6 protein-coding genes and 2 pseudogenes are annotated in these 10,271 nt (G+C 39.9%); 6 read left to right on the forward strand and 2 right to left on the reverse strand.

Features of this window, described 5'->3' with window-relative positions:
* Nucleotides 1–1,221, reverse strand: a pseudogene (locus tag HT718_RS02005) (ISL3 family transposase); the annotation flags it as partial.
* 248 nt (nt 1,222–1,469) lie between these two features.
* On the opposite strand from HT718_RS02005, the pseudogene nt5e reads away from it, so the two are divergent.
* The 5 genes and pseudogenes from nt5e to adcA all read left to right on the forward strand — a co-directional run bounded on the left by nt5e (nt 1,470) and on the right by adcA (nt 7,105).
* Nucleotides 1,470–3,489: pseudogene (nt5e, locus tag HT718_RS02010) on the forward strand (cell surface ecto-5'-nucleotidase Nt5e).
* A 157-nt stretch (nt 3,490–3,646) separates the two neighbouring features.
* Complete coding sequence (adcR, locus tag HT718_RS02015; RefSeq protein WP_020900949.1) at nt 3,647–4,087, forward strand: zinc-dependent transcriptional regulator AdcR; 441 nt, start codon at nt 3,647–3,649, stop codon at nt 4,085–4,087.
* The gene (locus HT718_RS02020) at nt 4,087–4,791 is read left to right on the forward strand and encodes a metal ABC transporter ATP-binding protein (RefSeq protein WP_173266936.1); all 705 of its coding nucleotides are present in this window, start codon (nt 4,087–4,089) and stop codon (nt 4,789–4,791) included. The genes adcR and HT718_RS02020 overlap by 1 nt, the downstream gene beginning before the upstream one ends.
* A complete protein-coding gene (locus HT718_RS02025; RefSeq protein WP_000950030.1) occupies nt 4,784–5,590 on the forward strand; it encodes a metal ABC transporter permease in 807 nt (268 codons plus the stop codon). Before HT718_RS02020 ends, HT718_RS02025 begins: the two co-directional genes overlap by 8 nt.
* A 9-nt stretch (nt 5,591–5,599) precedes the next feature.
* The gene (adcA, locus tag HT718_RS02030; RefSeq protein WP_173266938.1) at nt 5,600–7,105 is read left to right on the forward strand and encodes a zinc ABC transporter substrate-binding lipoprotein AdcA; all 1,506 of its coding nucleotides are present in this window, start codon (nt 5,600–5,602) and stop codon (nt 7,103–7,105) included.
* 639 nt (nt 7,106–7,744) lie between these two features.
* On the opposite strand, the gene HT718_RS02035 is transcribed toward adcA, so the two are convergent.
* Nucleotides 7,745–8,602: a 5'-nucleotidase, lipoprotein e(P4) family gene (locus HT718_RS02035; RefSeq protein WP_000844826.1), complete on the reverse strand. Its 858-nt coding sequence runs from the start codon at nt 8,600–8,602 to the stop codon at nt 7,745–7,747.
* Between the two features lie 257 nt (nt 8,603–8,859).
* On the opposite strand from HT718_RS02035, the gene HT718_RS02040 reads away from it, so the two are divergent.
* Nucleotides 8,860–9,744, forward strand: coding sequence for an SPFH domain-containing protein (locus tag HT718_RS02040; protein ID WP_004235732.1), 885 nt, complete (start codon nt 8,860–8,862; stop codon nt 9,742–9,744).
* The last annotated feature ends 527 nt before the right edge of the window (nt 9,745–10,271 follow it).

Raw genomic sequence — 10,271 nt, forward strand, 5'->3', positions numbered from 1 at the left:
AGAGCGATAAAAATCCTTTTTTTGAAGTTTTCAAAGTTCCGAAAACCAAAGGCATTTCGTTTGATGAGTTTAATGAGATTATTAGTCGCTTCCAATTTTGCGTTGGAATAGGGTAATTGAAGAGCGTTGACAATCTTCTCTTTATCCTTGAGAAAGGTTTTAAAGACAGTCTGAAAAAGAGGATGAACCTGTTTTAGATTGTCCTCAATGAGTCCGAAGAATTTGTCTGGCTTCTTGTTCTGAAAGTGAAAAAGCAAGAGCTGATAGAGATTATAGTGGTGTCTCAAGTCTTCTGAATAGCTCAAAAGCTTGTCTAGAATCTCATTATTCGTCAAGTGCATACGAAAAGTAGGGCGATAAAATCGCTTATCGCTGAGTTTACGACTATCTTGCTGGATGAGCTTCCAGTAGCGTTTGATAGCCTTGTATTCATGAGATTTTCGCTCAAATTGATTCATGATTTGAACACGAATACGGCTCATAGCACAGTTAAGATGTTGTACAATGTGGAAGCGATCTAGAACGATTTTAGCACACGGGAAAAGTTGTCTAGCCAAGTCATAGTAAGGACTAAACATATCCATAGTAATGATTTTCACCTGACAACGAACAGCTCGCTCGTAGCGCAGAAAGTGATTTCGGATGATAGCTTGTGTTCTCCCCTCAAGAACAGTGATGATATTGAGCTTTTCAAAGTCTTGGGCAATGAAACTCATCTTTTTCTCCCGATTGAAACAGTCAGTTCCCTGACTGTTTCAACGTCCCAAGACATAATCTCAGGCAGATACACTAAAAGTGAAAGTCATTGAGCTTGCGAATGACAGTTGAAGTTGAAATGGACAGCTGATGGGCAATATCGGTCATAGAAGTCTTTTCAATTAACTTTTGCGCAATCTTTTGGTTGATAATACGAGGAATTTGATGATTCTCCTTGACGAGTGAGGTCTCGGCGACCATCACTTTCGAGCAATGATAGCACTTGAAACGACGCTTTTTCAGAAGAATTCTAGTAGGCATACCAGTCGTTTCGAGGTAAGGAATTTTCGACGGTTTTTGAAAGTCATATTTCTTCATTTGGCTTCCGCAATCAGGACAAGATGGGGTATTGTAATCCAGTTTAGCGATGATTTCCTTGTGTGTATCCATATTGATGATGTCTAGAATCTGGATATTAGGGTCTTTAATATCGAGTAGTTTTGTGATAAAATGTAATGGTTCCATATGATTCTTTCTAATGAGTTGTTTGATCGCTTTTCATTATAGGCCATATGGGACTTTTTTCTACAATAAAATAGGCTCCATAATATCTACAAGGGATTTACCAACTACAAATAGTATAGAGCCGAATTTTTTAGTTTAGGCTTTTTGCTAAATGGCGAATATTTTAGAAAAAAATATGTTGAAAGTTTCAAAAATCTTGTAAATAGCGTATAATATAGTGTGAATTAGAAAAAGAAAGGGATTAAAAAATGAATAAACGTTTCTTGTTACCTGTCTTGTCGACAGTCCTATTGCCCCCAACCTTATTGGCAGGGCATGCTTATGCTGATGAAACAGCTAGTTTTACAGAGAAGTCATCTGCTGTAGCAACTCCTGCAACTCCAACAACAGAGGCGACGACTACCATAACTGCTGAATCAGCGGAAGGCAAGCAAGCTCCTGTTGAATCTTCTAAAAGCGAAGAAAAAGATACCGTTATCTTACCATACCAATGATGTTCATGGTCGTATTGTAGAGGAAAATGGCGTTATTGGAGATGCTAAGCTAGCGACAGTCATCGAGCAGGAACGCGCGAAATCAAATCAAACTACTCTCGTCGTAGATGCTGGAGACGCTTTCCAAGGTTTACCGATTTCAAACTCTACAAAGGGTGAAGCACGAGCCGAAATTCTCAATCAGATGCAGTATGATGCCATGGCAGTAGGAAACCATGAGTTTGACTTTGGTTTAGATGAAGCTAAGAAATACAAGGAAATCTTGAAATTTCCATTACTTAGTTCAAATACCTACATCAATGGAGCCCGTCTCTTTGAAGCTTCTACAATCGTTGATAAAGATAAGACTGTAGAAGGTGATGAGTTTGTTGTGATTGGTGTGACAACACCTGAAACAGCAACTAAAACTCACCCTAAAAATGTCAAAGGAGTAACCTTTACAGATCCAATCACAGAGGTGAATAAGGTTATTGAAGAAGTGCAAGCTAAGGCAAGTACCGAAGGTAAGGATTACAAACACTATGTCGTCCTCGCTCACTTGGGTGTTGATACTACAACCCCAGTCGAATGGCGTGGTTCAACCTTGGTTGAAGCCTTGTCAAAAAATCCTCGCTTGAAAGGAAAACGCGTAACAGTAATCGATGGTCACTCTCATACAGTAGAATCAACAACCTATGGGGAAAATGTTACCTATAACCAGACAGGAAGCTACCTTCATAATGTAGGGAAGGTTATCTATAAATCACGTCAGCTTTTGGGTAATCCAACTCAGATTGCAGTTACTGATGCTAAAAAATTACCAGCTAATTCAACTGTTGAAAAGCTAGTCAAAGATATTAAACAAAAATACGATGCTGAAAATGCTGTTGAAGTCGTTTCAAATAGCCCAGTAGAACTCAACGGTGACCGGGAAAAGGTTCGAGTCCGTGAAACTAACCTCGGAAACGTCGTAGCAGATTCCCTCTATCAGTATGGTCAGACAGGATTTAGCCATCCGACTGACATCGCTGTGACAAATGGTGGTGGTTTGCGTGAAACAATTGCAAAAGGAAAACCGATCACTAAAGGAAATGTCATTGCTGTTCTTCCATTTGGGAACACTATTTCACAAATTCAAGTGACTGGGCAACAAGTATTGGATATGTTTGAAAAATCACTTGGATCGACCTTGCAGGTTGATAAGGATAGCAAGAAGGTCTTGGATAAGAACGGACAACCATTGTTAGAGCCAAGTGGTGGCTTTTTGCAAGTTTCAGGTGTGAAGGTCTACTATGATACCAACCTACCATCAGGAAAACGTGTTTTAGCAATCCAGGTTAAAAACCGCGCGACTGGTCGTTATGATCTTCTAGACCTTGCAAAAACTTACTACCTTGCAACCAATGATTTCCTAGCTGCAGGTGGCGATGGCTACACCATGTTAGGTGGTGCGCGAGAAGAAGGTCCTTCTATGGATACAGCCTTTGAAGAATATTTGAAAACCGCTGATTTGAGTCAGTATGAAAAGCTTAATCCAAATTCACGGACGATTTCTGTCGATTCTAAAAACTTCAGTCTGCCTATAGAAACGTCTCAAGCGGATGCAGCTACAGGTGATGCAAATACTACTGTAAAACTCTCTTATGAGGTGGCAGGTCAATTTAGCAAGAAGGAAGTTGTTTCATAAAAAGTTCTTCCAAATACAGGAAGTGAACAGTCTATTTTCTTACTTTTGATGGGAATGGTTGCAGGGTTAGCAGGTATCTTTGTAAGTCGAAAATCACAGCAAAAATAAGTTAAATTTCAAATCTATAGGAGTCTAGGGAAACGTTTTTACAGCTCTTTTCCTTGACTCTTTTTTTGCTTGTGATATAATTAACTGGTAAATAAAATTCTAAAGAATAGTATTTTTCTCTTAAAAATGGAGAAATCTAGAAGGAAAGGAGTCAGATATGAGACAGCTAGCGAAGGCTATCGATGCTTTTTTGAATGAGGTGATTTTGCAGGCAGAAAATCAGCATGAAATCCTAATAGGTCATTGCACTAGCGAGGTAGCCCTGACCAATACCCAGGAGCATATCCTCATGCTTTTGTCAGAGGAATCTTTAACAAATTCAGAGTTGGCCCGTCGCCTCAATGTCAGTCAGGCGGCAGTTACCAAGGCCATTAAGTCTTTGGTCAAGGAAGGGATGTTGGAAACATCTAAAGATCCTAAGGATGCGCGTGTGATTTTTTATCAGTTGACTGATTTGGCTCGTCCAATCGCTGAGGAACATCATCATCACCATGAGCATACACTTTTAACTTATGAACAAGTGGCGACTCAGTTTACTCCAAATGAACAAAAAGTGATTCAGCGGTTTTTGACTGCTTTAGTAGGAGAAATCAAATAATGAGATATATTACGGTAGAGGATTTATCCTTCTATTATGATAAGGAGCCCGTTCTTGAACATATCAATTATAGTGTTGATAGTGGGGAGTTTGTTACCTTGACAGGGGAGAATGGGGCAGCTAAGACGACACTGATCAAGGCCAGTCTTGGAATCCTTCAGCCACGTATTGGAAAGGTGAGCATTTCAAAGACAAATACGCAGGGTAAGAAATTGAGAATAGCTTATCTTCCTCAGCAGATTGCCAGTTTTAATGCTGGTTTTCCAAGTACGGTTTATGAATTTGTCAAGTCGGGTCGCTATCCGCGAAAAGGTTGGTTCCGTCGTTTAAATGCTCATGATGAGGAGCATATCAAGGCCAGTCTGGACTCAGTTGGTATGTGGGAACATCGAGACAAACGCTTGGGGTCTCTATCTGGAGGACAAAAGCAGCGAGCGGTAATTGCGCGTATGTTTGCTTCTGATCCAGATGTGTTTATCCTAGATGAACCGACAACGGGGATGGATGCAGGAAGTAAAAATGAATTTTACGAACTCATGCACCACAGTGCCCATCATCACGGTAAGGCTGTGTTGATGATTACTCATGATCCTGAAGAAGTTAAGGACTATGCGGATCGCAATATTCATCTAGTTCGTAACCAAGACTCGCCATGGCGTTGTTTCAACGTTCATGAGAATGATCAGGAGGTGGGCCATGCTTAGTTTATTATCTTATGACTTTATGCAGCGTGCCTTTCTGGCCGTTATTGCCATGAGTCTTTTCTCGCCAGTTCTTGGAACCTTCCTTATCTTGCGTCGTCAGAGTTTGATGAGTGATACCCTCAGCCACGTCTCGCTTTCAGGTGTAGCCTTTGGTCTGGTCCTAGGGATTTCTCCGACTATTTCCACTATTGCCATTGTCTTGATTGCGGCGGTCTTTCTGGAGTATCTCCGTACGGTTTACAAGAGCTTTATGGAAATCGGGACAGCTATCCTCATGTCAACAGGTTTAGCTGTTTCTCTGATTGTCATGAGCAAGGGTAAAAGCTCTAGTTCAATGAGTTTGGACCAGTACCTTTTTGGTTCAATTGTGACTATCAGCGAAGAGCAGGTTATTTCCCTCTTTGTCATTGCGGCGGTTGTTTTGATTTTGACCTTCCTCTTTCTTCGTCCGATGTACATTTTAACCTTTGATGAGGATACGGCCTTTGTGGATGGCTTGCCCGTTCGTACCATGTCCATTCTTTTTAACATGGTGACGGGGGTGGCCATTGCCCTTATGATTCCAGCTGCAGGAGCTCTTCTGGTATCGACCATCATGGTCTTGCCAGCTAGTATTGCCCTGCGTCTGGGGAAAAACTTTAAATCGGTTATGCTGCTTGCCAGTGCTATTGGATTTTTGGGAATGGTAGCAGGACTTTACATTTCCTACTATGCAGAAACACCTGCAAGTGCAAGTATTACCATTATTTTTGTAACTGTCTTTTTACTGATCAGTTTAGTAAGACGTTTTATCAAATAGGAGATGAACGTGAAAAAAATTAGCTTATTGCTAGCCAGTCTATGTGCCTTGTTTTTAGTGGCTTGTTCCAATCAAAAGCAGGCAGATGGCAAACTAAATATCGTGACAACCTTTTACCCTGTCTATGAATTTACCAAGCAAGTCGCAGGAGATACGGCTAATGTAGAACTCCTCATCGGTGCTGGTACTGAACCCCATGAATACGAACCCTCTGCCAAGGCAGTTGCCAAAATCCAAGACGCAGATACCTTCGTTTATGAAAATGAAAACATGGAAACATGGGTTCCTAAATTGCTAGATACTTTGGATAAGAAAAAAGTGAAAACCATCAAGGCGACAGGCGATACGTTGCTCTTGCCAGGTAGCGAGGAAGAAGAGGGCGACCATGACCATGGAGAAGAAGGCCATCACCATGAGTACGATCCCCATGTTTGGTTATCACCAGTTCGTGCCATTAAACTAGTAGAGCACATCCGTGACAGCTTATCAGCAGATTATCCGGATAAAAAAGAGACCTTTGAGAAGAATGCTGCTGCCTATATCGAAAAATTGCAAGCCTTGGATAAGGCTTATGCAGAAGGCTTGTCTCAAGCCAAACAAAAGAGTTTTGTAACGCAACACGCAGCCTTTAACTATCTGGCCTTAGACTATGGACTCAAACAAGTCGCAATCTCAGGAATCTCTCCAGATGCTGAGCCATCAGCTGCTCGCTTGGCAGAATTGACAGAGTATGTCAAGAAAAATAAAATTGCCTATATCTACTTTGAAGAAAATGCTTCACAAGCCCTTGCTAACACACTTTCAAAAGAAGCAGGTGTCAAAACAGATGTCCTCAATCCTTTAGAAAGTCTGACAGAAGAGGATACCAAGGCTGGAGAAAACTACATTTCCGTGATGGAGAAAAACCTCAAGGCTCTGAAACAAACAACGGACCAAGAAGGCCCAGCAATCGAACCTGAAAAGGCAGAGGATACGAAGACAGTTCAAAATGGTTACTTTGAGGATGCAGATGTCAAGGACCGCACCTTGAGTGACTATGTAGGTAACTGGCAATCAGTCTATCCTTTCCTTGAAGATGGCACGTTGGATCAAATCTTTGACTACAAGGCTAAGTTGACTGGTAAGATGACCCAGGCTGAGTACAAGGCTTACTATACAAAAGGCTATCAGACAGATGTCACTAAGATCAACATTGCTGATAATACTATGGAATTTGTTCAAGGTGGACAAAGTAGGAAATTCACCTACAAGTATGTTGGTAAGAAAATCTTGAATTACAAGAAAGGTAATCGTGGCGTGCGCTTCCTATTTGAAGCGACAGATGAGGATGCTGGACAATTCAAGTATGTTCAGTTTAGTGACCACAATATCGCCCCAGTTAAGGCAGAACATTTCCATATCTTCTTTGGAGGCACAAGCCAAGAAGCTCTCTTTGAAGAAATGGATAACTGGCCAACCTACTACCCAGATAACCTATCTGGCCAAGAAATCGCCCAAGAAATGTTGGTACATTGATGAGAAACCGACTAGTTCATAGGAGCTAGTCGGTTTTTTGGTACTAGATGGTAACTTCATTATATACCTTTCAGATACCTAAGGAATTTTAAACAATGAATAAAATTCTTGAAATCTTAGCGCTTGTGTGTTAGAATAAATCTAATGGGTAAGGTTCATTAGAACACCAAATCCCTTAACTATTGCAGTAGTTAAGGGATTTTTTGACGTATCTTAGCGATTTAACGGGTGTTTATAGGCTAGTCATTCGGTCTACTTCTTACCATCTAGCCATTTGCAGACGAAATACAAGATAATTCCTGCTATGACGTCCGCTACAATAGTAAGAACGAGCTCTGGGGCAAGGTTCATTAGTTTCACCTCCTCTCACGAACCGTAAGGAACGTAATCGGTAACCGATGACAAAAATAGTATATCACAATAAATTTAGATCATCAACATTACTTAATTCTTGAAATATAGGGGATAGGCAAAAAATCTTTAAAATCAAAAAACGTATAGTATCAGATGTATAAAAGCTTGGTGTTATATAAATTATAAAAGTGGATAGGAAAGTTTTCTGATTATCAGAATTCCTTCCTATCCACTTTTTGAAGATTGTAAGTTAGCCTAATTTTATGTAGAATCAGCTTATTTGTTTTATTTATCAAAACCTTGCAAGGCTTTTTGGCGTTCTTCTACTTGACCTTTAGCATCTAGTTTGTTACCGCCGTATACAGCTGATTCCCATGATCCGTACATTGGATTTGGGAAGATGATGAATTTTTCACCGAATTCTTTTTGCAATTCTTCAAGTTGTTTATCACGGTCAGATTCAGAAGTCTTAGAAAAATCTGCAAAGTCTACGAGGTTATCACCAAATAATAAGATAAGATTTGTTTTTTCTTGAACTTTTTGGCGACGACCTTCTTTGGATTTTACACCACTTTCTAAGAACATGAGATGATCACGTCCTTGAACAGGAATTCCTTCACTTTCAAGATTTTTAATGGTAGCATCTACTTGATTAGCTGAGCGGTCAGAAATATAGTAGATTTGCACACCGTTTTGATCAGCAAACTGAAGAAAATCCTTGGCACCTGGGACAGCTTTTGCTGCAGCTTTTTGAACCCAAACATCCCAGTTTTCGGGTGTGAATGCTGTACCGTCTTTGACATTTTGTACTTGATAAGGGCTATTATCTAGGACAGTTTCATCCAAGTCTAAAACGATAGAGTAAGGTTTGTCTGATTCTGTTTTGAGCAATTCCTTTAGGTGATTTGTTGCAACGTTATAACCCTGTATGTATAAAGCTTTAGTTTCAGCTGATTTTTGGTACCAAAGGGTTGACATAGTGTTTTCTCTTGACCGTAGTTGGTCATATGTCATTGTAATCTGATTGTCAGATGAGCTATTATTGTTTGTCTGTGTTTCTGTAGACTTTGTTGCACAACTAGCCAATAAGACGACAGAAGCAAGTGCAGAAAGGATGGTAACAGTAGTTTTTGCTGTTTTCATGAAATATCTCCTATTATTAATTTCAATCACTAGTATAGCACGAGGGAAAAGTTAAGGCAAGTTATTCCCTGACTATTGATGTAGATTCTATAGAAGTTAATGTAATGAAAAAAGCGATTACTAACTTGAAATGTAGTTTCACCTCTAATTATTGACATTTCAGGAAAAATCGCAGTAAAAACTGCACAACCTTCTTTAAATGTGCTATAATACAGGAAAAAATAATGATGGAGGTCACGATAATGGCAACATTTTTGATGATTTTTGTGGTGGTTTGTGTGCTCCTATTGGTGATAGTCACACTGAGTACAGTTTATGTGGTTCGTCAGCAGTCGGTGGCGATTATTGAACGCTTTGGGAAATACCAAAAGGTTGCCAATAGCGGTATTCACATTCGCTTGCCTTTTGGGATTGACTCGATTGCAGCGCGGATTCAGTTGCGCTTATTGCAAAGCGATATTGTGGTTGAGACTAAGACCAAGGACAATGTGTTCGTTATGATGAATGTGGCGACTCAGTACCGTGTCAATGAGCAGAGCGTGACAGATGCCTACTATAAACTCATGCGTCCTGAATCTCAGATTAAATCTTATATCGAAGACGCCCTTCGCTCTTCTGTTCCCAAATTAACCTTGGATGAATTGTTTGAGAAAAAAGACGAGATTGCCCTTGAGGTTCAACACCAAGTAGCAGAAGAAATGACTACTTACGGTTATATTATCGTGAAAACCTTGATTACAAAGGTTGAGCCAGATGCAGAAGTCAAGCAATCCATGAATGAAATCAATGCGGCGCAACGTAAGCGGGTCGCAGCGCAAGAATTGGCGGAAGCCGATAAGATTAAAATCGTCACTGCAGCTGAAGCCGAAGCAGAAAAAGATCGCCTTCATGGTGTGGGGATTGCCCAACAACGTAAAGCCATTGTGGATGGACTGGCAGAGTCTATCACAGAACTCAAGGAAGCCAATGTTGGCATGACAGAAGAACAAATCATGTCCATCCTCTTGACCAACCAGTACTTGGATACCTTGAATACCTTTGCTTCTAAAGGAAATCAAACCATTTTTCTACCAAATACGCCAAATGGGGTAGATGATATCCGTACACAAATCTTGTCAGCCCTCCGTGCTGAGAAGAAATAATAGACTAAAGAGCTTGGCAACAGGCTCTTTTTGCATTGCGTTTGTTAAGAAAAGCAAAGAACATTGATATACATTTAACTAAAATTATTGTATGTTGTTTTCCTTAATTTGGAATGATAAGGGAATAACTAGAAAGATTTGTGAATACAAACTATTTCTGATATACAGTAATAATGAATATTCAGAGAGATGGTTTTTGCGCTTGTGTAAGATTTGACCTTGTTTCTTAAAAATTACAGTTTGTATGAACATGAAGTGATTATCAGACTTTTCCACAGATTTATAAGAGTGGGAATAGCTCATTAACCTTAGAGATAATAGACAACTGAGAGTGAAATGGTTCCTAAAAATTGGGTAATTCACAGGAGTTATCAACAACTTGTGGATAGATCTGTTTGATTATCTCTAAATGGAGTTTATAGATTCTTCTTTTTGAATTGATAGTCTATTCCATGTAGCAAATTAAAGGGAGAAGTAGGATAATCTTTGTAAACAATACTGTTTCATACTCTTCGAAAATCTCTTCA

The organism is Streptococcus sp. 714, from assembly GCF_013277115.1.
Classification (GTDB): Bacteria; Bacillota; Bacilli; order Lactobacillales; family Streptococcaceae; genus Streptococcus.

Bases quoted from the DNA above. Each gene is read 5' to 3' on its own strand.
- adcR (WP_020900949.1), top strand. From the start codon at position 3,647: ATGAGACAGCTAGCGAAGGCTATCGATGCTTTTTTGAATGAGGTGATT.
- HT718_RS02020 (WP_173266936.1), top strand. From the start codon at position 4,087: ATGAGATATATTACGGTAGAGGATTTATCCTTCTATTATGATAAGGAG.
- HT718_RS02025 (WP_000950030.1), top strand. From the start codon at position 4,784: ATGCTTAGTTTATTATCTTATGACTTTATGCAGCGTGCCTTTCTGGCC.
- HT718_RS02035 (WP_000844826.1), bottom strand. From the start codon at position 8,602: ATGAAAACAGCAAAAACTACTGTTACCATCCTTTCTGCACTTGCTTCT.
- HT718_RS02040 (WP_004235732.1), top strand. From the start codon at position 8,860: ATGATTTTTGTGGTGGTTTGTGTGCTCCTATTGGTGATAGTCACACTG.